Consider the following 23,376-nt stretch of genomic DNA (forward strand, 5'->3'; position numbering starts at 1 on the left):
CGTACCGCTGAAGACAACGTAATTGTAAGCGGATTCAAACGTTGTCGTCTATAGTCATATCTCGACTTTCATCAGAAACAGGCCGCAATCTCGACACCTTAGTCGGATTACAGCCTGTCTATTTCATTTATTCCATATCCAACCTATTCGAAAGCGAAAGCGGCATGCTTTCGTTCAGGACATCCCATGAACTTACCACGAAAGCATGAACGTGATAGCTCATATTCTCCGGGTCGGGTACATCAAAATGTCCAGCTACACGATTTCCTGCTCCAATTTCGCTTTCCATCGCGACATAGGATACAGGTGTTGTACCTTTGAGCAGTTGGAAGAAAACAACTTCCGTTCCTGCATGATCCGCTGCGTTTGCCGTACGGTTAACGAGTACACTTGCACGAAGCCCATTGCTTCTATCCAACTGACCTTCTAGGGTAAAAGGTAATGGCGTTTCAACCGGCGGCACGACAACGACGTCATCTGTCAGTTCAGTCACGAGAAAATCGTCGATTCTAGCTGCTTGGTTGGCGACGCGGATCCCCGCTTTCCCTTGTGTGAGTGCCGGCGGATTGGAGGAAAATAAACTGCCATTATCGATTTCATCGAAAATGAGGTTATCATCAACGTAGCCCTTGAGGTGATTGCCCTCCACGACCAGCCTTAATTGATACCAGTTTCCAACGATGTAAGGATACGGGATTTTTTTGCTATCCAGCTCCTTTAGACTTCCATTCACCATGCGGCCCAAAGCTACATAGCCTGTGCTGCCGCCTGCCAACCCATTGGTGCCATTATGAATGCGCAGCATATAGAAGTTCTTCGCATCATCGGAAGCCCGCGCGATCACGCCTGGCAGGGCAGTTCCGACTTGCGCTTTGACCCTTGCCCGCACATCGTAATTCGTCCATGCACTTTGACCAACGGTAAAAGCCATGCTCGTTGTTGTATATTTCTCAAGCACTTTACCTTGCTCCTCGTCTACGACCCGCAAATGCGATGAAGCAGCATTCGGTGTCGCCCCATTGTTCCAGCCGACGGAAGGATCGGAATTGAAGCTGCCACCTTCAAAATCTTCTTGGTAAAGCACCGCTCCTATAGGAGCTTCAGCGTTCGCTACAAGGTTCAGCGTGTACATCGTCGTTGTGCCGGCCTCTGAGGTGACCGTCACCTTCGCGGTCCCCGTTCCATTCACCATAACGCCATCTGAGATCTGCGCTGTGGCCACATTGCTCGCCGTCGGTACAGCCTCGACAACTTTGACATAATTCGTCCTAGAAGGTACGTGTATGGTGTAATTCGTTTGCCCTGGGATGAGTGCAATACTCATGGCTGGAAGCTTCTGACCTGGTGCTGTAAGTGAATCCGTGACCACGGACAACCTCAAGCTGCTTAACGTCGCATCCGAGCTCGCCTGCTTTAACCTAAGCGAATAGTAGTTCGCGCCATTCCCTTCACTAGATAGAGCAGCAATCATATAGGTTTTCTCTTGTCCTACCGCATCGAACGTTACTTGCCCTGAAGCTGGCGAAACCGCAATACTGCCTGTTCCATAGGCTGAACCTGTCACCGTCACTGTGCTGGTTGAAGAAGGCACAAGTACTGTGTAGTTATTAATTTTAGGATCAAATCCGTTGATCGTCACGCCATCCACTTTGATACTGCCAAGCAACGGTACGATTGGATATACCCGCACATCATCATAACTCGCTAGGGCATCATGACTGCGTAAGCCGAATTTACCGCTTGTACGGCTGGTATCCGTCGTTTCAATGACAAGTACACCATCGACATAGCCTTTAATTGTCGTGCCGATCGTTTCCAGATTGAGCTTATACCATTTCGATGAATCAATCGCTGTCGGTAAATCAACCGTTGCTAGAACAGTCGTCGTTCCGCTTATTCTTTTTTCCAGAATAGCTTGATTCGTCGTACTCGTTCTCATTAATTTAAAATAATACTGACTATTATACGTGCTAGCTCTAGCTAGCAACCCCATCTGTACTTGACCTGTGTAGCTGCTATTCGCCACTTTAATGCGAGCTTCAACCCCATAATCTTTCAAGTCGTCTCCGAGGATGGCAAAACTAGGTGTTGTACCATACGTATTTACCGGAATCGCATACGTGTTGTTCGTCACGCTGTCGGTAGCGAATGTCCATGGCGTAGAGGCGCTGCTATACCCCGTCATCGTCCAAGCGGATGTATCCCGATCGGCGACGGATTCGAAGTCATTTTTGTACATCCCATCTGCAAATACTTTCACTTCATTGATCGATAGCGGGCCATCGTACGTAGAGCCTGTTACCGTTAACTTGACGTAACGCTCTTTCCCAGTGAACCACGCTAGACTATTTCCCAGAGGAGGCACGTAGGTTGGGTTTGAGCTAAACGTCATATCCGATGCTAGCGTAAAATGAGTACCATCCAGACTGGTCTCGATCTTATAGGTGTACCCTCTGGAGGCGCTATTCGTCCAATCGATGCCCATCCCCGCGAGCTGATAGGACTTACTTAAATCGACAGTCACTGTTTGCGGATAGGTGTTAGCAGCAGCAACAGCTGCAGTCGTATCATAGCCATCTACGAGGTTCGCCCCGCCCGTCATGCCAGGAGATAAGGTCACCGTTTTACCTGCGGACACGATATTTTTAATACTCGGATCTACGGCTTCCAGCTCGATGAGCATGACCGCATTTTTCTCCAGCGTTTGGCTTAGCACGATCGTATCGGTGAGATTGACGACTCCTTCATCGACCATTTGCAGGTCATCTATCTTGTTATAGGCATGATTGCTGTGAGCTTCATCGACAAGGAGCTTTTTGTAGCGAACGCTTTTCCCTTGGAAGCCCACAGGCAAATTCTTCACGCTAATATCCACATTGGCGGATGCTGTACCGTCACCTTGCTTATTCCAAACCATCATCGTAGCTTTCGTATCGCTATTCTTCGTGGCTAACATCCGTGTGCCATAAATATCGGTGCTGCCACCGCTAGTTTTGACACGCGTATCCCCTAACTGAGCAAACATGCGCATCGTGTTGAAATAAGGTGTGAAAAAGGTATGCCCGAGCACCTCGTAATATTTCAGCTTATCGCTCGTCCCGATGAGTTGGAACGTGTTGATGTCCGTGTTTCCCCATTTGATATCCACTCTTGCGATCGCTGGGGCATTCGCTCCTAGGTCAAACTTTAACCATGTCCAATAATCGGATTGCGTAAATTGCGTTGCATCGTCATTATCTGTAACGGCTGCAATGCTAGGATCATTTAACACATTAGGGATCGGAATCGGAGTATTGCTGCTGTCGAAGAACCGAATCTCCTTGATTTTCATCGGCTTCGAGGTCGAAGCTGATTCGCGCCAACCGCGTAGGTTCAAAAATTGCAAGGATCTCGGATCGCTATTGGTAAAAGATTGCCAATTCCCCGTATCTCCGCTGCTTAACGCATAGTCGACATCGAATTGGTTTTTGAAATACGCGTTAAGCGTATGCACTGCGACCCAGTTCATTGGGATATCCGTGCCTCCACGTGCATAGAAGTAAGCTGAATCGGTCATGAATGCCGCTTGCTTGGCGAGACCAACATTGTTCGTCGCATCGCTTAAGCCACCGCCGCCTTTCCAGCCGTACTCACTCACAATGGTGGTAGCATTCGGATAAAACCTGTGCAGATAGCCCTTCATTTCAATTTCCTGTGTCTCATTCATCCGCACATCCTCTTGATAGCGGTGCCAAGAAACGAAATCCACTTGGTACCCATTGGCATAGGCGATATCAACGAACTGCTTCTGCTTGTCAAAGTTATAGCCAGATAACACCGGTCCTCCCACCTTCACGGATTGGCCAGCGAGTCCTTGGGTATTGACCCATTTCACCGCTTCCGACATACCTTGATACATGCGCATATAACCAGGGATGTCTTCCTTCGTATGACCATAAAAAGCGGGCTCCAAGTTCGGTTCATTACCGACTTCGATGTACTCTAGCTCTGGATTTTTCTCCTTCAATGTAAAAATAATCTTCTTCATGGCCTTATCGAATTCCGGCCAATTCATTGTGGTTTCACCGGCGATCAACCGGTTCTTCTCCGGATTCGCATCGCCGCCATAGGAATAGGCAAGGGAAATGAGGAGAGAATCCGAAAACTGTGACATGAAATCATACGTTTCTTTGCGTGCACTCAGTAGGTCTGGATTCGTCGCATTCCGCGCATCGTCGATAGAGTAGGCTAGATAGTCACTATTCGCACTATCTTTATTGTAGTACCAGTTGATTTTGACAAAATCCCGTACAACCTTCGTCTTAATCCCTTTCAATTCATCAACGACATGGACAGGCAAAGGGGTGTAATTCGTATTGTTAAATTGCTCCGTTCGCACGAGCGGCCCTTCCGAGACGGCATAGTCCGCCTCCAAATTCATGCTCGCTGCCTGCACAGCTTGCGGAGCGAAGCTAACGGCGGCTGAAGTGAGCATGAGAGCTGCGGTTAGCGCAGCGCAATGCTTTTTCAAAAATCGCATCCTACATACCTCCCGATCTATGGTAAATTCGGTATAACATCACGGCTGTTTCCGCTCTGCTCGTACTAGCCAACGGCAATAGTAAACCATCGTTGCCTTCGATAATCCCTTGCCCAATCAGCGCTTGGATGCTGTCCGAAGCATAGCTCGCTACGTCAGCTGCGTCCTTGAATGCGGCCAAATTGCCGCCAGTTCCAACATGCGCAAGCTTACCAACGATGGTCAGCGCTCTCGCCGTAAGCGTCATCATTTCCTGCCGGGAAATGGTTTGGTTCGGCTTGAACAGGTTATCGCCAAAGCCTTGCGTAATGCCAAGCGTTCTTGCCGTCTGAACCGCATCTTGATAATAATCACTTTCGTTAACATCTGCGAAGCGTTCCCCCGCTGGCGCCGTCATTTCTAGCGTCCGCATGAGTAACAGGACAAAGTCAGCCCGTTTGATCGAAGTCGCCGGAGAAAAAGCCCCCTCCGAAGTTCCCGCTATAATGCCCTTGGCTGCGAGAGCTTCAATCTGTTTCTTAGCCCACGGATATGCAGCGATATCCGCAAATGTCCTCGTTACATAGACGACAGCATATTGGCTAAAATGCGTGGTGGTGAATGTCACTTGGCCTGATTTCTCGTCGTATTTGCCGCTCGTCACGGGCACAGGCTTGCCACTCCCATCGAGATACCAGACCGTGATGTTCTCAGGGTTGGTCAGCTCCGTTAGCGTCGGCTGATACGGGATCGACACGCTGACGGGTGTCTGTTCATTCGCCCAAGGCACTGGTTGACCATCCAGCATCACTTGGATGTCCACGATGGGCCGATTGCCAATTGCAGCCTTCGCTTGCGCAGATAAGTTATCTGCTACGACATGACGCAACGTGATGGACACACTCGCTGCCCCGGCGATTGTCTCCGCCTTAAACATATTGCTCGGCAACGTTAACGAGCCGAACTCCGTTCGAAGCGTCAGCTGCCTTAGCTTGCCTCCCTCGGTTAGGGCAGCAGCTGGAAGGGTCGTTTCGTAGGCTTGCGCTCCCTCCACCTTCTGCACGTCTAGCGTCAGCTTTGATGAAGCAGCACCCTGCACCCTGGCGAAAGCTTGGTCTAGCGCTTCCAGTGTCACGGCCGCTTTCGCCACGCCTGCTGCGTCAGGCTTGCCCACAGCGAGCTCGCCGCTGCCGCCAGGCTTCACGCCAGGAAGCCCAGGAGCTGCCGGGGTATCCTCTGGGTCTGGCCCTGAATCTGTTTCCGTGTCCGTCCCTGGACCTGTCCCCGGATCTGTCCCTGGGTCCGTCCCCGGATCCGGATCACCGCCCCCGCTTGCAACAACGACGAACGTCGCCACGCTTACATCACTGCCGTTACCAACCTTCACCGTATAGCTCCCCAAGGGTGCTTGCATCGGCAAAGTTATGGTTTTGCCCGCAAGCAGCTCCGACTTCGTCAGTTGGTCCATTTCCATCAGCGTCTGATTCGGCCGCATAATCTGCACGATGACTTCCTGCAAGCTCGTTGTTCCTTGGATCGTCAGCGATTCGCCCTGCTTCTTTTGCCCGATGGGGGCAAGACTCGTTGACGACTCAGCTGCATCGACAATGCTTGCCGTGAAGAGCAACACGATTAGCACTAACATGCTTGTTAATCGTTTTATTAACACCTATTTCTCCTCCTGTTCCTATTGAAATAGTCAGATATACAACAAGGAAGCGCTTACTAAAACGCTTGAGTAAGAAGTTAACTGGATTTCTTACATCTATTTCCCAGAAAAACTAGCCTATGAGGAATTTAACTGGATTTCCTACATCTATTCCTGCTCAAAATTACCCGTTTGGCGATATCGCCTATAAATAACGGGAGAAAATCCAGTTAATCTAGGAAATCACAGCATTTCGCTTGAATTAGATGCAGAAAATCCAGTTATTCAACGCCGACTCCGTCCTCCGAGGACGGAGTCAATCTCATTTCTCTGGCTTGCCCCGATACTGTCCGGGAGTTATGCCTTCCATTTTGCGGAAATAGCGAATGAAATTCGCCGGATTATTGTATTTAAGCTTCTCGGCAATATCCGTGACCGTCATATTCGTCTCGCGCAGCCAACGCTTGGCAATATCGAGACGGTATTGCGCCAGATACTCGGCAAAGTTAATCCCCGTCTCCTGACGGAATACCCGAGAGATGTACTGCGGGTGATAATTAATGCGGGCAGCGCATTTTTCCAACGTCAAATCCGTATCAAACGCTTCCTCAATCAGTCGCTTCACTTCATCCGAAATCGTACGGAACTGCGTATCCCTCCGCTCCTCCAGCAAGCCGATGCTAGGCTCTACAATTTGCTCATAGAACCAAGCTTCGATCTCCCTGGCAGCATGAAGGTGCAGCAGCTCGTCGAACAAGGATCGTTCCCTCTGATTCAGCGCATATAACGAAATGCCGGAGTCCTGCAGCAGACGGATCAGATCGACCAACAGACGCACGAGTGAAAGCTGATAATCGTTGTGGTTATCGACGGATTTGGAGGCATTCTCGATAAAGATGGCTAACGCTTCATGCGCACGCGACTTATCTGACGACTGAATCGCATCGATGACTTGCGCAGCCGCTTCCTTCGGATATTGACTCTCCTTGCCTTTCTTGGGCTGCACGTCCTCAATGAACAATGCGGCCTCCCTTCCGAGCTGCACGCGATATTTCAGCGCTACTACGCATTCCGCGTAGCCCTGCTCCGCATCCATCCAATGCGCGAAGCTTCGGCTAATGCCTACACTCGCTTCTACGGACAAGTAACCTTTCACCGCTTCCTGAATGGCTACGGCCATCTCGAACACGTTATCCTTGAATGCCTCTTCCGAGCCTGTCTGCGTACCTGCAATCAATAGCACCGCATCTTGAAAAACGATCGGAGCCAACCGCTCCTGACTTGGCACTAGTTCCGACACGATATTGCTAATCGCAAAGAGCAGCAAATCACGGTCCTTCTCATCAAACCGACTCTCCGCCAAATCATCGATTTGGAAGAGGAGCACGCGCATTTTGTCCCACTCCAACGTATAGCCATAATACTGGAGCCGTTCTTGAATCTCCGATGACTTCGCTTCGCCCGTGAGCATTTTGCGAACGAGCAGCTCAGTCATATGCTCCTGTTGGCCCTCTAATTGAAATTGCATACGCGATTGATTGGACAAAAGGGATTGAATGCCCTCGCTAATGACGCCCATTTCGTCCTTCGCTTCACGAGACGTTTTGGCATTCGCAAGAGAGCGATAGATGCTTCTTACAGGCCTGTATACACTTCGTGTACCTAGCACGGCAATGATAACGGACGTACATAAAGCGATGACGCTGACCCATAAGGATGTCCACGCAATGCTTTTGGCCCGCTTCGTCATCTCGCTAATCGGAAGCACAGACACGTACGTCCAACCGTTGTAGGCTGATTTGCGATAAGAAATGGACATGTCCTCGTCTTGCATGCGGGACTTGAACAGCCCCGTTGGTTCACTGGATTCCGCAATGTGACGAATGAACGCCTCTTGCGACATATCCTTACCGATCATTGTCCGGTCTTGGTGGGCAACGAGCTTGTTCATTTCATCCACGATGTACATTTGTCCCATGTCGTCGTCTTCTAAATCGATCAGGTTGTTCGTTTCCTTCCCTGACAACAGCACCGCCATCATGCCCTGAGGCTTCAGGGAGTTGATCGGCCACTTTTTCACATTCATAATCGTGTAGTTATTGCTCACGACCAATGATTCCGCATCATAGCGCTCGGATAAGTCCATGCTGACCCACTTGGAGCCAGGTTGCATCGTTGCGAACTCACGCAACAGATCCTTCATGTTCACATGACTATATTCATTAAAACCTGAATTGCTAATTAACCAGTCATTCTCCAGGCTGTACAGGAAGACGTCCTTGATCCCAAGTTCGAAAGTCTGTATCCCCAGAAGGTTATCGTAGAGATCATTGATCAACTCTGCATCCGTGATCGTCAGCCGCTTGCCAATCGCGCTTGTCATTAGCGGTGTATTCAGCAATTGCGACGCCGTGTAATCGATGGTCTTCAAAGTCTGTTCGACGCGCAGCTGCGTTTGACGCAAGATCTGTGCGTTGCTTTCGTTCACCTTTTCCAGAACGGTATGAGAGGAATATGTATAGGAATACCACCCCAATATGAGAACCGGAAAAGCCCCCACAACGAGCGTCAGCACGATTAATTTGCGTAAGTACGTATGTGTCTTCATGCCCCAGTTGTCTCCTTCAGCAGACTAGTCTTGGTTACTGTCAATTCCTCTAGTATAACAAATAGGATCTGTGCCATGGGGAAAAACACAGACCCTGACAGCTGGGGCACAAGACTTCGATTATTTCTTGGCTGATTTGTTATATTCGGCTGTATACTCTTCGATTACTTTGCTGCCGCCATTTTGCTTCCACTGTTCCACGACTTTGTTCCAGCCGCTCTCATCCAGCGCACCCATAATAAATTTGGTTCTCGCGTCTTCGATCAATTTATCCAGTTCCTTGCCTTTCTCACTTGCCGTGTCAGAAATTAACGCATTGACTGGGTTCTCGATCGCGATTTTCGCATTTTCTTTCCATACATTGTCCCGTTGGTGCACAAGCTCAGGACCGAACGTTGTCACTTGATCTCTTAAAACAGCAAGCTGAGAAGAATCGCCCATCCCGTACTCTACAAGTAATTTAGGATCTGCTGTTTTCTTGTATTCACCGTTTTCAACCGTGTATTGACGGCCTTCAATACCATTGTAGAGCATATTTTGCATGTCTTTATCGGATAATTTATCGAAATAGTTCAAAATCGCCTTCAGCTCAGTTTCCGTTTTTACAGACGTCTTAGGAATCATGAAAATCCCGTAAGATCCAGTTCCCGCGATACTGCGAAGTCCTTTCGGTCCTTCCAATGCACCAATGATCGTAACTTTGGCTTTCGGATCTACTTTCTTCGCTTGCTCTTCAATCCCATTCGCATCATTCAGGTTCGCAACCCAAGCTCCCCCTGTTCCTTTGTTCATCACTTGGCGGCCGTCTTTGACCACTGCGAAATCGAGGTTGATCAGCTTTTCATCGTACAGCTTTTTGTAGAACTTCATCGTTTCCAAGTACGCAGGTGACAGGTGAGCTGGACTCATCTTGCCATCCTTTAACTCCCAATCGGCAGGCCCACCATGCCAAGCCAAGACACTTCTCCAACCTGCAGGCGTTTGCTGTTCAACGAGTCCAACCGTATCATTTTTACCATTTTTATCAGGATCATTATTCGTAAAAGCTTTCAGCACATTGTAAAACTCATCAATCGTTTTCGGTACCTGCAAGCCCAGATTGTCTAGCCAATCTTTACGCAGGGTAATCCCGTCTCTCGCCAAATCCCGCTCCCGATAAATCCCGTATACTTTGCCATCGATGGAAATCGCGTTCAAGGCAATGGGGTTCATGCGGCTTAAGTTTTTATAATCCTTCAAGTAAGGCCCGAGCTCCCAGAACATGCCTGAGCGAACAGAATTCACAATGAAAGGTACTTTCTGATTCAAAACGGTAATGACACTCGGCAGCTCGCCTGAGGCGACCGTTGCGCTTAATTTATCCGAATAGGTCGCAGATGGCACCCAATTCAACTTCAGTTCTGTGTTCGTCACGCTTTGGATTTTCTTGAAAATCTCACCGTCCGTTGACATCGGCTCCGGATTAAAGCTCGGCATCATGATCGACATTTTGTAAGGAGCTGCCGGCTTAGCTGATTCCGTTGCTGCTGTGGACGGCTTCGCACTACCATCGGCGCTCACCGCTTCCTTGCTCCCTCCGCCACAACCTGCAGCTACCCCAGCAGTCAGTGTTAGAACGGAAGCTAATGCGATGGATTTACTCATTTTCGGATGCAACATTTTTTTCATAGTAAACGTCCTCCCTTTTTATATGATACATCTATCGAGAAACTGTGGAAACAGTTTACCCTTTAACGGAACCCAGCAATACACCTTTCGCGAAATGCTTTTGTAGAAACGGATACACAATCAGAATCGGCAATGTGGAAATAACGATAACGGCCATCTTCACACTTTGCTCAGGCGGTTGTACGAAATCGGCTGCGAGTGAAGTTGAATCGCCAAGCCCGCCGCCATCAGACATGATGACAATCTGCCTGAGCAGCACTTGAATCGGCCATTTTGTAGAGTCATTAATATAGAGCACGGCACTGAAAAAAGTATTCCAATGTCCCACCGCATAAAATAGCGAGAACGTGGCAATGGCCGGCAGGGAAAGCGGTATGACGATGCGGAACAGTATTCCTGGATCGGAACAGCCATCGATCTTAGCAGATTCCTCCAAGCCGTCGGGCAGCTGCTGAAAGAAATTCCGCATAATGATGAGATTGAATGCGCTAATTGCGCCGGGAATCAACAAAGACCAGTACGTATCAATCATGCCTAGCTGTTTAATCACGAGAAACGTCGGGATCATCCCACCGCCGAACAGCATGGTGAAAATAACAGCGATTTGAATCGGTTTACGGTAGTCCAAATCTTTCCGAGCCAGCGGGTAGGCCATCAAACATGTCATCATGATATTGATGAACGTACCTGCAATCGTAATGAAAATCGTGACGCCCATGCTGCGCATCAACGTTCCGGTAGAGAAGATGTACGCATAGGCACTTATCGAGAATTCCGTCGGGAACAGGATAAAGCCTCTCTGCAATAATTCCTTTTGGGTCGCAAACGAACCCGCAACGATATAGATAAAAGGGATCAATGTCACCAACGCAAACACAGTTAACAAGGTGATATTGACGCCATCGAACAACCTGCTGCCTAACGAACGATCTTTAACCATGGGATAGCCTCCGTTCCATCATGTTACACGACACCTTCCTCGCCCATTCGCTTGGCGATAAAGTTCGAAGCTGCTACGAGCACGAGTCCAACAACTGATTTGAACAAGCCTACAGCCGTGCTATAGCTATACTGTCCTTCCGAAATTCCTGTCGAGTACACATAGGTGTCGAACACCTCGCCAACCTCGCGATTCATCGCATTCAGCATCAGCCAAATTTGCTCAAATCCGGTGTCCAGGAAATGGCCAAGCCGCAGAATAAGCAGAATCACAATCGTGGAGCGAATCGCGGGAAACGTCACATGCATCATTTGTTGCATGCGGTTCGCCCCATCGATGCGAGCAGCTTCATATTGCTGGGGATCCACGCCTGACAACGCGGCTAGGAAAATGATCGTCCCCCAACCTGTTTCCTTCCAAATCACCTCTGCTGTGATGAACGTTCGGAACCAGTCCGCGCTGAGCAAGAAGTTAATCTTGTCTCCGCCAAGCGACTTAATTCCCTCGTTCACTAGACCGCCTTCGGTTGTGAAGAATAGGTAAACAATGGATACGATGACGACCCAAGACATGAAATGTGGGATGTACACCACCGTTTGAATCGTTCTTTTGAACAACTCCACCCGAAGTTCATTCAGCATCAGCGCGATAATAATGGGTAATGGGAAAAAGAACACAATATTATAAATCGCTAATATGAAGGTGTTGCTGAGCAGCCGCCAGAACAGCGGGTCTCCGAAGAACCGATTAAAGTGCTTCATTCCCACCCATTCACTGTCCCAGAAGCCGAGGAACGGCTGGTAATTCTTGAAAGCGATGAGTACGCCGTACATAGGTACGTACTTAAAAACGAGAAAATACAAGATGCCAGGGAGCAGCATCAGATACAGCCATCGGTTACGCAGCATGCGTTTCATATGTTGCTTACGATGTATCCCTCTCGCGGATGTCGCGGACGCCTTGGTCGCGGCTAGGGCTGATTCCGTGTGCATAACTGCACTTCCTTTCTTACCTGGTGTTGTTCCTATTCGAACACGTTGATTGCTACCTCTGCATCATAGGGAACACGTGATATTGCCGTCCATAGTCATTCCTGCACGTGTTTCGGGAGGACGCGAAAAGCCTGTCACAGCAAGGGATTGCGGCATAGTATAGTCATCATCGGACACCGCATAGTCATTGTTATACTCGGCGTCGGAGGGACGACTATGGACGGAACAGAGATGACGAAAAGCCCTATCCGCTCGGCGATAGGCCGGTGGATAGAGCTTTATACAATCAAAAAAGGAGCTCCGCCGCGAAGCGAAACTCCCCACTATTTATTAACGTGATACCTCTAACGATTTCTTGCCGCTTAAGCCAAGAATCCGAGTGGTCGACGTATGAATTTCTTCGATAAGTTCTGGATGTTTCAGAAGTGACACACCATAACTCGGAATCATTTCTTTTATTTTCGGTTCCCACTCTTTGATATGTTCAGGGAAACATTTCTTCATTAACTCCAACATAACCGAAACCGCGGTAGAAGCCCCAGGCGAAGCGCCGAGTAATGCTGCTAATGAACCGTCAGCTGAACTAATGACTTCCGTACCAAACTGAAGGGTTCCTTTGCCAGCAGCCGTGTCTTTGATAACTTGTACACGTTGGCCCGCTACAACTAACTCCCAATCTTCCGTTTTGGCACTTGGGATAAACTCCCGCAGCTCTTCCATGCGCTTTTCTTTGGACAACATGACTTGCTCGATCAGGTATTTCGTTAAGGACATGTTCTTGGCACCAGCCGACAACATCGTCACGAGATTATTCGGTTTAACCGACGTAACCAAATCGAACATGGAGCCCGTTTTGAGGAACTTAGGCGAGAAGCCAGCGAATGGTCCAAATAATAACGACTTTTTATTATCGATAAAACGTGTATCCAGATGCGGAACTGACATTGGCGGTGCGCCGAGCTTCGCTTTACCGTAGACTTTGGCATGGTGCTGTGCGACGACAGCTGGATTATTACATACCATGAATATTCCGCTTACCGGGAATCCACCGATATTCCTACCTTCCGGAATGCCGGACTTTTGCAGCAGATGCAAGCTTCCGCCACCACCACCGATGAAAACGAATTTAGCCGTATGGCGTTCAACACTGCCACTGTTAATATTACGTATTTTCAATTCCCATGAGCCATCGCTAGTACGTCTCAAGTTATCAACGCTGTGCTTGTATTTAATATCAACGTTCTTCGTCTTTAAGTGATTAAATAGTATACGCGTTAAAGCGCCAAAGTTTACATCCGTACCGGTATCAATTTTGGTTGCCGCGATCGGTTCATTAGTTGGACGATCTTTGATAATCAGCGGAATCCATTCCATTAACTTCTTAGGATCTTCGGAGAATTCCATCCCTTGAAACAGTGAGTTGTTGGACATCGCTTCATAACGTTTCTTCAAGAACGATACATTTTGTTTGCCTAGAACCATACTCATATGAGGCAATGGCATAATGAAGTCTTCTGGATTACGGATTAGCTTGCTATTGACGAGATAGGACCAGAACTGCATCGAATGCTGAAATTGTTCATTAATTTGAATTGCTTTACTAATATCGACAGATCCGTCTGGTTTCTCGGACGTGTAGTTAAGCTCGCACAGTGCTGCATGCCCTGTACCCGCATTATTCCATTCGTTAGAGCTTTCCTCTCCAGCGCTTTCGAGCTTTTCAAAAACTTTGATTTCCCATTCAGGCACTAACTCTTTCAGAAGCGTCCCCAAAGTCGCACTCATGATTCCTGCACCAATTAAGATGACGTCTGTTTTCGTTTCTCTGTTGCTCATTTTAACCATCCTTATACCCTGAAATTTGCAGAAAGGATATAGACGCGCCTACTTCAGCGTTACAGCAAGCCAGGACGCAGACTAGACACACACCTTTTCTGTATCATTAATAAGACAATCGATCCAATATTTATTACTATTATATGATAGTTATAAGCACTACGACAAGAAGTGAGACGAAGAAGTCGTGTCGATAAAACGAATAACTACTAAGAAAGACCTGCAGCTTGTAGCTGTAGGTCCATTGATGATTAATGGCATCACATATTTACGCAATCGAATGACAAAGTTAGTTATTTTCCATGCGCTGATGGTACTCAAACCAAACTTCGCGCAATTCATTATAAACGAAACTGTGCTCTACAGCAACATACTTTACCCAATACCCATAATATAACTTTCCCCCACAATGCCAATCTCCACCTATATCCTGCTCCTACTCCCTGGAATCCATCCCTCCCTTTGCAGCTTGGCGCACAATTGTTTACTATAATGACATGAAGGAATTGTAAATAGTAATCATTTATAGTAGTTTGGTACCCTTATTTTACTTAAATCTGATGAAATTGGAGCTAACTTAATCATGCGAGCAAAATTAAAAGTAACTGTCTTCCTAGTTCTAAGCATTCTTTCGGTTCTATGTTTTAGTGTAGTCGCCTCCCTCATCAAAGGGCGGTGGATCGCACAATTCGACAGCAGTGTTATTTCTGTGGTTCAAGGGATGGAATCTCCTTGGTTAACGCCCATTATGCATGGGTTCACTTTTATCGGTTCAACGACCGTTGTAGTTGTTATTTCCCTATGCTGCTTATTCCTCTTCTTTAAATTCCTGCACCATCGACTTGAATTGGTTCTATTCATTGTTCTCGTGGCGGGCACAGCCATCTTAAATCAGATCTTAAAGTTCTTTTTTCAACGGGAGCGCCCTACGCTTCACAGACTGATTGAAGAAACCGGTTATAGTTTCCCAAGTGGTCACTCCATGGCAGCCTTTGCGCTGTATGCTGCGCTTTCTTTCCTGCTTTGGCGGCACATCTCCTCGAAAAGCGGCAGAAGGATTGTCATTTTAATAAGTATCCTAATGATACTCCTCATTGGTACGAGTCGGATCTATCTCGGCGTCCATTATCCAAGTGACGTTCTCGGCGCCTATTTGGCTAGCGGATTCTGGTTCACTTTCTGCGTTTGGATCTTCCAGTGGTATATGGAAAATCGGAAATACAAATAACTACTACGCTAGAACTGTTCTGATTATTCTCCCCCCTTTCTGGGCACGCTAAACCGAATGGTAATGTAAGGGAATAGGGGGGCTTGGCTTGATCGAACGCATTCGTGCTGAACTGAATAATCCTGCTGATCTATTCTATGACACCCTCGACAACGGCTATATGCAAATGGAAGTGATTTACTTCCCCTCTCTCTGTGACCTGGCCCTACTCAAAAACGGATTGACCGTTCCTTACTCCTACTGCTTTAATCCGGAAGAATTCGACCGTATGATTAACGCGAGCCCTGCCTTCGGCAAAGTGGATGACCCCGAGCATTGGACGTTCTTACTACTTAAAGGCACGGTTCTCTTTCAAATTGAAGAACAGGTTTACCGATTCGACATACAGCGGAAGTTCCAAGACAAACCCGATACCGTTCAGGTTGAGGTTGCCATACAAGGGCCGCAGAGTGCGTTTAACGAAGATTTGGATTTAAATATTAGCCTCGTTCGGATGCGTTATAATGCGCCCTCCCTTTGCGTAGAAACCCATACGATTGGACAAATCTCGAAGACGCGAGTCAGCGTTCTTTATGACAAAGGCTTAGTCAACGAAGATGTACTTGGACTATTAAATGAGCGGATTTCCACCATACAAATCAAAGTTCTCCAAGCTGCCGGCCAGCTCTTGCAATCGCTCTCGGGGCAGAGGCGTCGGTTTTTCCCCATCATCATTCAGACAGAAAGGCCAGACCGTATCGCATCTATGCTCGAACGAGGGAAAATTGCCCTTCTTCTAGATGGAAGCCGCTTCGGACTCGTTCTGCCTGTACGGCTGTTTGATTTCCTGCATGCCATGGATGATGACTATGAATCCTATTGGATGAGCAAATGCCTCGTCCTGCTGCGCTATTTTGCCATGCTTTTAACCATTACACTACCCGCTCTTTATATTGCGATTGTTTCTTACAACCCTGAAGTGCTTCGCGTCCAACTGACCCTTTCGATTGCAGGAAGCCGTGTCGTCGTCCCGTATCCATCCTTTGTCGAAGTCTTCATCATGTTATTCATGATCGAAGCTTTGATCGAGGCTAGTCTCCGGCTACCGCGCTATGTGGGCTCAACCGCCACGACTGTTGGCGGCCTCATCTTGGGACAAGCCATTCAACAAGCAGGTTTAGTTAGCTCCATTATGATTATTGTGACTTCTGTCGTTGCGATTTCCAATTTCGTATTTCCCAATAACAGCTTTGGATACTCGGTACGCTTCGTTAAATATATCTTTGTGATAGCTGCCATATTCTTTGGCTTACTTGGTGTCGTCGTGTTTGGCTTCATCTTAATTTCCTATTGGTGTAGTCTGCGAAGCTTTGGCCAACCCTATTTGGCCCTCTATATCCCTAAACTTGAGGCGAAAGCGCATCACTCCAACCTTAGAAAGGGGGCAAAATAACTCATGTCGCGCTATACCTACTATCATGTGCTTTATGTTGGCATGATTAATATCATGATGTTTGTCCCCTCTCTGCTCATCCGAGACCGGTTCAATGGCGCTGTATCAGGCATGCTAGTTGCCATGGTGATTGGCACCATCCTCTCACTTGGTACCATGGCTTGCTTCGAGCGTTTTCCAGGACTTGGATTCCCGGAAATATGTGATCGGTATACGCCGCGTTGGTTTAGTCAAATCAACATCTTATTTGCCGCGCTGTGCCTTTGGCTACCAGCAGGTATTATCGTGATCTATGCATATTCAGAAACGGTTCGAATGTTCTTCTACCCCGACATCAATCCCTTTCTGAACCTAAGTCTTATGGCAACCGCGGCCGTATGGGCATGCAGCCGATCTACACGTACGGTCCAGTTCATTCATGAAGTTATGGTTATTCTTAGTTCACCATTACTCATTTTGTTTATCATGAAAGCCACCTTTAATGAAAACATAAATTGGGATGCGATTCGTTATGTAGCGGGGTATGTCAATAAACCACCTTCCTTCGATACAATCGCTGCCTCTACGTTTCTATTCTCTGGCTACCTCAGCCTCCTCATTTTCAATCGGTTATATACCGTAGGTTTTAAATTTCGCTTTCGTTGGGTCGTGCCGCTATTCGGCGTGCTCTTCTTGCTGGTTACTTTTTTTGTGCCTATCGGTTTCCATGGTACGGTTGGTGTACAAAATTATGTATACCTATGGAGTATGACAGCTGATTCCATGGTGACGGAATACGGGTTTATTAACCGTGTTTTGTTCGTCTTCCTACTTCTCTTCACAGGGCTATCACTGTTATTCGTCATGAATACTTGGCACACGACAATTATGTTGCTCCGCTATTCCATGAATGGTGCCGTTCAAGTTGAAGAAGACCCTGTTCCATGGCTGAACGTAGGGCTCGGAGTGGGCATTGGTTTACTTGCACTCCTTTTCATGCGTGTTATTAATTTGGAGCGAAATCAGCATTTCTCCGAAGCTTGGTTAGTGCTTCGATTTTTCGTTGAAATCTATTTCCTTTTCCTGATGTTTTATTTCGTAAGGAAGCAAAAAAAGGAACAGGTCCACTTATGAAGACACTTCTCACAGGGATTTCCCTTCTGCTTATCTGTACATGCCTAGGCGGTTGCAGCTTTAAAGATATCGACAAGCGATTCTTTGTCGTTGCCATGGGTATTGATTGGACAGGCAAGGAGGATAAGCCTTATCTCGTCACGCTGCGGCTTGCCATCCCCGCCTCAAAGGTCGGTGAGGGCCTGGCTGAAAGCCAGATCGAACATCAAGAGGCCAAAAGCATTGCCGAAGCCGTAAGAAATCTCAAAGCACACGTTGATAAAGAACTGGATTTCGGGCATTGTCGTATGTTCCTATTCGGCGCTGAGTTAACGAAGGAGTCCTTAGAAGAACCACTAAATTGGCTTTCTCGAAGACGCGACATTCAGCTCATTTCTTATACAGCCGTTGCCGAACCTAATGCGCGAAAGCTTCTTGAATCGAACCCCACTACGGAGAGACTTGCTGGAAACTCTTTTTTTCTCACCTTCGGTAAAGAAGGAACCGTTTCTCCTTATACGGTAACCGCGCTTTTATTTGATACGTTCCGCCGCTTCAAAGAAACCGGGTTAGATCCCTATTTTCCGATTATTAGCTTCGATGGAGATTCTTATGTCGTTGAGCACCTTGCTTTGCTGAATAAAAAAAAGCAACGTACCATCCTCAATCCACAGGAAACTCAGCTTTATAATTTGAGTGCGAATGAGTTTAGCAAGGCTGGGATTACGATCACTTATGATGGAGAACCTCTAAGCTTCTATGTAGCACGTGTCAAGAAGCACGTTTCCATTTCCAAAGAAACTACGCCTGTCGTCACACTCAAACTCGATCTTACGGGCATGATTGAACAGGGTATTATCAATTTGGATCCTCACCAAGTTAAGACACAACTCGAACAGCAGGTCAACCAAACTATAGAGGCACTCCTCTACAAAATTAGGGATGCCGATGTTGACCCTTATGGCTTCGGGCTTCACTATTTAGCCCAGCATTTTGGCAAAGAGAAGGATTGGGCCTATTGGCAGTCCGTTTATCCACAGGTTAAATTCAAGGTGGAGACACATGTGAAGATTGAGGGTACGGGATTGGTGCATTGATGGCGTACTTAAAAGGAGCAGGGGGTAAAAGCTCAGGCTTATGTGACGGAGAAGCTCGGGCTTATGTGGCGGAGAGCCCAGGCCTCGTGATAGAAAGCTCAGGCGCGCGTGATTCGTTGCCGTAAGTCGATTTTTTCGACTTACGGCAGCCCGCCTAGGCGTCCCAGGAACATGAAAACGTGTCCATACTTGTCGCATGGCGTGTATCATTTTGCACAAAAAAAGGCCCTCCCTCACCTTATTGAGATGTGGGAAGCCCCTCAGCAATTCATATATATTTGATCAAAATGCTCTCCACATGCTCCAAATGCTCACGCATCGCTTGAGATGCTCGCACGGGGTCACCGCAGCAAATCGCTTCATAGATGACTTTATGCTCTTTCAGAAGCTGGACCGCTACTTCCTGGTTCGCATACAGCTCCGCGCGCCGGATATCGCGGATCATCATTTCCATCGCGTTACGGATGGATTCAAAAGTTTGCTCCATAATGCTATTATGCGTCGCTTGAACGAGCAACTGATGAAAACCGAGATCCGTCCGTTCCCCCTCCGCATCATTACCTACGGAAGTCCCCATGTCTTGCATGATGCGCTCCAGTTGGGCTAAATCCTCCGGAGTTCTTTTCCGTGCAGCAATAGATGCGATCGATATTTCCAGCGATTGCCGCACTTCCATGAGTTCTAGGAGCGTCGTACGATTCATGCGAAGAGACGTCCACTCTGGCAAGGATACTTCGGAAGGCGACTGCCGGATCACACGACATGCGCCGCCTTGACGAATCTCAATGAGGCCCATCGCCTTCAAGGCGCTGAGGGCTTCCCGCATCGTGGAACGGCCGACGCCGAAGCGCTCGGATAGTTCTTTGGTAGAAGGAAGCTTATCGCCCATCTTCAACTGCCCCTGCATAATCATATCTTTGATTTGTTGAGCGATCTCATCATAATGATTTTGTTTCTGCAGCTTCGTAACTTCCATAGAAATACCTCTTCTATCCGATAAGTAGCACGTGCACAATCCCTGGTCCGTGAACACCAATTGTCAAATCGTTCTCAATATCCGCCGAACGGCTTGGGCCTGAGATGAAGTGAATGCCGGCAGGCAGATCCTTCCTTGCAATCCCATCAAGTGGAGCGAGAATCTCGCCTAGTCTCGTTCGCAATCGTTCAATCGGCAGCAGGACGATTAATGCTGTGGGGAGCAAGCTCACCGATCGGCCTTTTTCTTTCGATGATAACACAGTTAACGAGCCTGTGTAAGCCGCGGCATGATCAGCTAAGACGATACCCATGTCGGCGTTCGCTGCACTAGCCTTCCAATTCGTGTCCTCATCGGTATTCCATACCGCGATGTCGACTTCAGGAAGGGCATCACCAAGCTCCAGCGCATGAAGCTCCGCTTGATCCTGATGAATCACACGCTTGACACTTAACGTGCCAACGAGTTCTTGAATGGTTGCCTTCGCCGCTTCCATCGAAGGTACTCGGACGACATGCCCGCCTGCGGCATGAAAGTTCGCCGTAAAATTCTCGATGCGTTCTTCTGGGGACCAGTTGAACGCTTTCCAGCTATCTGAAGCCCCTTGGTAAGGATGGGCCGGCTTCTCCGTTACCCGTGCGCGCCCCAGCTTCTGGGCGATGCCTTGAATGAAACGCTCTTGTTCCACTAGCGCTTGCTGATCCAGCTCCTGCAGCTTCGCCTGCCACTCTGGCGTGATGTCACGTTTAGCCATGATGATGTCCTCCCTTTTTGCTTCGTGCCGCCAAGGCTTCCGCCAACCTTGCTTGAATCGCGGGATCAGCCTCAGTCAGCCCATGGCGAATTTCTTGCTCGAGTGTCTTCCAACCCTCGCGGAAAGAGGCCTTCGGCAGGCTTGGTGTTACGCGGTACGTGTTCCACCCTTTAAGCGGGCCGACCTTCAGACGAATGCCGCCGTCGCGAACGACGAGCTTTTGGCCGATGCGGCCCAGCTTAAGCACCGCGCCCATCCGTTTCGAGCTGCCCATCAGCGCAGCAAAGCCCTTCATACCCGCGGCCTCGATCTTGTCGCCATGGCCGCTTTCGACCTTGCGGCGGCGCAGTGACACGAGCATGTCGTGCAGCGGAATCTTCACTGGGCATGCCTCGTAGCAGGCGCCGCACAGACTTGAAGCGTTGGCAATGTCATCCCAATCCGCCACATTTTTCTTGAGCGCCGGTGTAAGCACCGCGCCGATTGGCCCGCTGTACGTGCCCCCATAAGCATGGCCGCCGATATGGCGGTATACCGGGCACGCGTTCAGACATGCACCACAGCGGATGCAGTTGAGCAGCTCTTGGAACTCAGGGTCGCCGAGTTGCTGCGAGCGTCCGTTATCCACGATGATGATGTGCATCTCTTCCGGACCATCCGCATCTGCGTCTCTTCTCGGACCCGTGATGCCCGACATGTACACGGTCAGCTTCTGCCCTGTTGCGGAACGAGGAAGCAGCGTCGCCATGACCTCAAGATCCGCCCAGGTTGGGATAATGCGCTCCATCCCCATGAGCGTGATTTGCGTCTTGGGCACCGTCGTGACCATGCGGGCGTTGCCTTCATTTTCAAACAAGACCATCGATCCGCTCTCCGCAATTGCAAAATTACAGCCCGTCATTCCTATATCGGCTTCCAGGAATTTCTCTCTTAATTTCTTGCGAACGTAGCCAGCCAGAATCGTCGTATCGGGAGCAAGCGTCTCCCCCGCATCCTTCGATAAGAGCTCGGCGATTTGATATCTATTTTTATGAATAGCTGGAATAATGATATGGGACGGCGTTTCATCCGCCAGCTGAATGATGTACTCACCTAGATCCGTCTCAATCGCTTCAACCCCAATGGAGTCAAGCGCCTTGTTCAAATGCAGCTCCTCCGTCACCATCGACTTGGATTTCACGACCGATTTGGCTTGCTTGGCTGCTGCGATTTCCAGGGAAATTTTAACCGCGTGGGCATCCGTATCGGCAAAATGCACATGAACCCCATTCGCTCTCGCATTGTTCGCAAACGTCGTTAAATAATAATCCAAATGCGCAATCGTATGCAGTCGAATTTGTCTGCCGCGTTCACGCCAATCGTCCCAGTTCCCGTGATCGGCCGCTGCTTTCAGCTTGCCACCGCGCAACCGCTCCGTCGTGAACTTGACCGCTTTGCGCAGAAACTCATCGTTCAACGCGATATCGGCCCGCTCTTTAACTGTTGATTTGCTAGTCGCTTGACTCATGCCCGCTTCACCCCTTCATATAGCAGCTCAGCTAGATGCATCACCTTCACCGGCTCATTCCGATAGCGCAGATTGCCCGCAATATTCATCAGACAGGCCAAATCCAGACCAACCAGCACCTCAGCCTCGGTTTCCTTCACGTGATCGACCTTCTCCTGCACCATCGCACCCGAGATATCGGCCATCTTCACCGCAAAGGTTCCACCGAATCCACAGCAATCTTCTGCAAAAGGGAGTGGCACTAGCTCCAAATCTTTGACGCCTTGGAGAAGTGCGAGCGGCTCTGACTTCACGCCGAGCAGCCTGCTTCCGTGACAAGACGGATGATACGTTACCTTATGTGGAAACACAGCGCCCAAGTCTTCAATGTTTAGCACATTGACGAGAAACTGTGTAAATTCATACGTTTTGTTCTGAAGCTGTATGGCTTTCTCCAACCACTCCGGTTCATCCTTAAATAAATTCGGATAGTGATGAATCATATACGTGCATGAGCCCGATGGCGAAATGACAAAGTCACTATCGTCAAATGCTGTAAGAATCGTCTTCGCTGTTGCTCGCGCCTCATCCCAGTAGCCGCTGTTGTAGGCAGGCTGACCGCAGCACGTTTGCACCGTCGGCAATTCCAGCAAGACGCCATAGTGCCCGAGCAGTCGAGCAATAGCCTCGCCAACCTTCGGATAGAGTGCATCACTTAAACACGTAATAAATAAGGAAACCTTCATGAAAAGCCCCACTTTCTTTCATTAACTTATCAGGTTGTCAGACAAGTTGAGTTTAACATAAACCCCTTCTCTTGAGAAGGGGTTTATGCCAGATAAACGGAACATTACCCAAGTTTTCGCTCAAAAATAACCTCATAAGCCAGCGGCTTCCCATGACCGTTATAATTAGTCGGCAGTACCTGTACCAATCGCCATCCCTCTAAGGCATGTTCATCAATGGTTTCGCGATGCTTCGCTGAACTGAAAAATCCACCGAGTGTCGTTTCGACATACTTGTATTCGTACATGGTAACTCCTCCTCAATGTAGCGTTATGATTCGAATGATTGGCTTGATCAAGCTGCATGTATGACCAATTATCCATTTGGGGAATAGC

At 48.4% G+C, this 23,376-nt stretch carries 16 protein-coding genes; 4 read left to right on the top strand and 12 right to left on the bottom strand.

Annotated features, from left to right (window positions below; genetic code table 11):
- Nucleotides 1-127 precede the first annotated feature (127 nt).
- From AC58PV_RS30045 to AC58PV_RS30075, 7 genes are all read right to left on the bottom strand, one after another.
- Nucleotides 128-4,519 carry a 3-keto-alpha-glucoside-1,2-lyase-like domain-containing protein gene (locus AC58PV_RS30045; RefSeq protein ID WP_497436526.1) on the bottom strand — a complete coding sequence of 1,464 codons (4,392 nt, stop codon included), beginning with the start codon at nucleotides 4,517-4,519 and terminating at the stop codon, nucleotides 128-130.
- A gap of 1 nt (nucleotide 4,520) precedes the next feature.
- Entirely contained in the window at nucleotides 4,521-6,167 is a 1,647-nt protein-coding gene (locus tag AC58PV_RS30050) for an S-layer homology domain-containing protein (protein WP_497436527.1), read from the bottom strand.
- Between the two features lie 301 nt (nucleotides 6,168-6,468).
- Nucleotides 6,469-8,754, bottom strand: a complete 2,286-nt coding sequence (locus tag AC58PV_RS30055) for a helix-turn-helix domain-containing protein (RefSeq protein ID WP_497436529.1) — start codon at nucleotides 8,752-8,754, stop codon at nucleotides 6,469-6,471.
- 120 nt (nucleotides 8,755-8,874) lie between these two features.
- Nucleotides 8,875-10,422, bottom strand: coding sequence for an extracellular solute-binding protein (locus AC58PV_RS30060; protein ID WP_497436530.1), 1,548 nt, complete (start codon nucleotides 10,420-10,422; stop codon nucleotides 8,875-8,877).
- A 55-nt stretch (nucleotides 10,423-10,477) separates the two neighbouring features.
- On the bottom strand, nucleotides 10,478-11,362 hold the full coding sequence (locus tag AC58PV_RS30065; RefSeq protein ID WP_497436532.1) for a carbohydrate ABC transporter permease: 885 nt from the start codon (nucleotides 11,360-11,362) through the stop codon (nucleotides 10,478-10,480).
- A 23-nt stretch (nucleotides 11,363-11,385) separates the two neighbouring features.
- On the bottom strand, nucleotides 11,386-12,354 hold the full coding sequence (locus tag AC58PV_RS30070; protein WP_497436533.1) for an ABC transporter permease: 969 nt from the start codon (nucleotides 12,352-12,354) through the stop codon (nucleotides 11,386-11,388).
- Nucleotides 12,355-12,684: 330 nt separating this feature from the next.
- Nucleotides 12,685-14,190 (bottom strand): malate:quinone oxidoreductase, encoded by a 1,506-nt coding sequence (locus AC58PV_RS30075; protein WP_497436534.1) that lies wholly within the window; start codon nucleotides 14,188-14,190, stop codon nucleotides 12,685-12,687.
- 583 nt (nucleotides 14,191-14,773) lie between these two features.
- Between AC58PV_RS30075 and AC58PV_RS30080 the strand changes: the two genes are divergently transcribed.
- The 4 genes from AC58PV_RS30080 to AC58PV_RS30095 all read left to right on the top strand — a co-directional run bounded on the left by AC58PV_RS30080 (nucleotide 14,774) and on the right by AC58PV_RS30095 (nucleotide 19,039).
- A complete protein-coding gene (locus AC58PV_RS30080; RefSeq protein WP_497436536.1) occupies nucleotides 14,774-15,418 on the top strand; it encodes a phosphatase PAP2 family protein in 645 nt (214 codons plus the stop codon).
- An 88-nt stretch (nucleotides 15,419-15,506) separates the two neighbouring features.
- Complete coding sequence (locus tag AC58PV_RS30085; protein WP_497436537.1) at nucleotides 15,507-16,850, top strand: spore germination protein; 1,344 nt, start codon at nucleotides 15,507-15,509, stop codon at nucleotides 16,848-16,850.
- Nucleotides 16,851-16,853: 3 nt separating this feature from the next.
- The gene (locus AC58PV_RS30090) at nucleotides 16,854-17,963 is read left to right on the top strand and encodes a hypothetical protein (RefSeq protein ID WP_497436538.1); all 1,110 of its coding nucleotides are present in this window, start codon (nucleotides 16,854-16,856) and stop codon (nucleotides 17,961-17,963) included.
- Entirely contained in the window at nucleotides 17,960-19,039 is a 1,080-nt protein-coding gene (locus tag AC58PV_RS30095; RefSeq protein WP_497436539.1) for a Ger(x)C family spore germination protein, read from the top strand. Before AC58PV_RS30090 ends, AC58PV_RS30095 begins: the two co-directional genes overlap by 4 nt.
- 268 nt (nucleotides 19,040-19,307) lie before the next feature.
- Here the strand turns inward: AC58PV_RS30095 and AC58PV_RS30100 are convergent, their stop codons facing one another.
- The 5 genes from AC58PV_RS30100 to AC58PV_RS30120 all read right to left on the bottom strand — a co-directional run bounded on the left by AC58PV_RS30100 (nucleotide 19,308) and on the right by AC58PV_RS30120 (nucleotide 23,288).
- Complete coding sequence (locus tag AC58PV_RS30100) at nucleotides 19,308-20,015, bottom strand: FadR/GntR family transcriptional regulator (RefSeq protein ID WP_497436541.1); 708 nt, start codon at nucleotides 20,013-20,015, stop codon at nucleotides 19,308-19,310.
- A gap of 13 nt (nucleotides 20,016-20,028) precedes the next feature.
- Nucleotides 20,029-20,769: a LutC/YkgG family protein gene (locus AC58PV_RS30105; protein ID WP_497436542.1), complete on the bottom strand. Its 741-nt coding sequence runs from the start codon at nucleotides 20,767-20,769 to the stop codon at nucleotides 20,029-20,031.
- On the bottom strand, nucleotides 20,762-22,276 hold the full coding sequence (locus AC58PV_RS30110; RefSeq protein WP_497436543.1) for a LutB/LldF family L-lactate oxidation iron-sulfur protein: 1,515 nt from the start codon (nucleotides 22,274-22,276) through the stop codon (nucleotides 20,762-20,764). Before AC58PV_RS30110 ends, AC58PV_RS30105 begins: the two co-directional genes overlap by 8 nt.
- A complete protein-coding gene (locus AC58PV_RS30115; protein WP_497436544.1) occupies nucleotides 22,273-23,001 on the bottom strand; it encodes a (Fe-S)-binding protein in 729 nt (242 codons plus the stop codon). Before AC58PV_RS30115 ends, AC58PV_RS30110 begins: the two co-directional genes overlap by 4 nt.
- 104 nt (nucleotides 23,002-23,105) lie before the next feature.
- Nucleotides 23,106-23,288 carry a DUF4177 domain-containing protein gene (locus tag AC58PV_RS30120; RefSeq protein ID WP_497436546.1) on the bottom strand — a complete coding sequence of 61 codons (183 nt, stop codon included), beginning with the start codon at nucleotides 23,286-23,288 and terminating at the stop codon, nucleotides 23,106-23,108.
- Between the last annotated feature and the right edge of the window lie 88 nt (nucleotides 23,289-23,376).

It is taken from the genome of Paenibacillus sp. J22FR83 (assembly GCF_059691955.1).

Excerpts from the sequence above, each read along its gene's own strand:
- AC58PV_RS30070 (WP_497436533.1), bottom strand. The coding sequence starts at position 12,354 with ATGCACACGGAATCAGCCCTAGCCGCGACCAAGGCGTCCGCGACATCC.
- AC58PV_RS30105 (WP_497436542.1), bottom strand. The coding sequence starts at position 20,769 with ATGGCTAAACGTGACATCACGCCAGAGTGGCAGGCGAAGCTGCAGGAG.
- AC58PV_RS30100 (WP_497436541.1), bottom strand. The coding sequence starts at position 20,015 with ATGGAAGTTACGAAGCTGCAGAAACAAAATCATTATGATGAGATCGCT.
- AC58PV_RS30075 (WP_497436534.1), bottom strand. The coding sequence starts at position 14,190 with ATGAGCAACAGAGAAACGAAAACAGACGTCATCTTAATTGGTGCAGGA.
- AC58PV_RS30110 (WP_497436543.1), bottom strand. The coding sequence starts at position 22,276 with ATGAGTCAAGCGACTAGCAAATCAACAGTTAAAGAGCGGGCCGATATC.
- AC58PV_RS30120 (WP_497436546.1), bottom strand. The coding sequence starts at position 23,288 with ATGTACGAATACAAGTATGTCGAAACGACACTCGGTGGATTTTTCAGT.
- AC58PV_RS30090 (WP_497436538.1), top strand. The coding sequence starts at position 16,854 with ATGTCGCGCTATACCTACTATCATGTGCTTTATGTTGGCATGATTAAT.
- AC58PV_RS30115 (WP_497436544.1), bottom strand. The coding sequence starts at position 23,001 with ATGAAGGTTTCCTTATTTATTACGTGTTTAAGTGATGCACTCTATCCG.
- AC58PV_RS30095 (WP_497436539.1), top strand. The coding sequence starts at position 17,960 with ATGAAGACACTTCTCACAGGGATTTCCCTTCTGCTTATCTGTACATGC.
- AC58PV_RS30045 (WP_497436526.1), bottom strand. The coding sequence starts at position 4,519 with ATGCGATTTTTGAAAAAGCATTGCGCTGCGCTAACCGCAGCTCTCATG.
- AC58PV_RS30055 (WP_497436529.1), bottom strand. The coding sequence starts at position 8,754 with ATGAAGACACATACGTACTTACGCAAATTAATCGTGCTGACGCTCGTT.
- AC58PV_RS30065 (WP_497436532.1), bottom strand. The coding sequence starts at position 11,362 with ATGGTTAAAGATCGTTCGTTAGGCAGCAGGTTGTTCGATGGCGTCAAT.
- AC58PV_RS30060 (WP_497436530.1), bottom strand. The coding sequence starts at position 10,422 with ATGAAAAAAATGTTGCATCCGAAAATGAGTAAATCCATCGCATTAGCT.
- AC58PV_RS30080 (WP_497436536.1), top strand. The coding sequence starts at position 14,774 with ATGCGAGCAAAATTAAAAGTAACTGTCTTCCTAGTTCTAAGCATTCTT.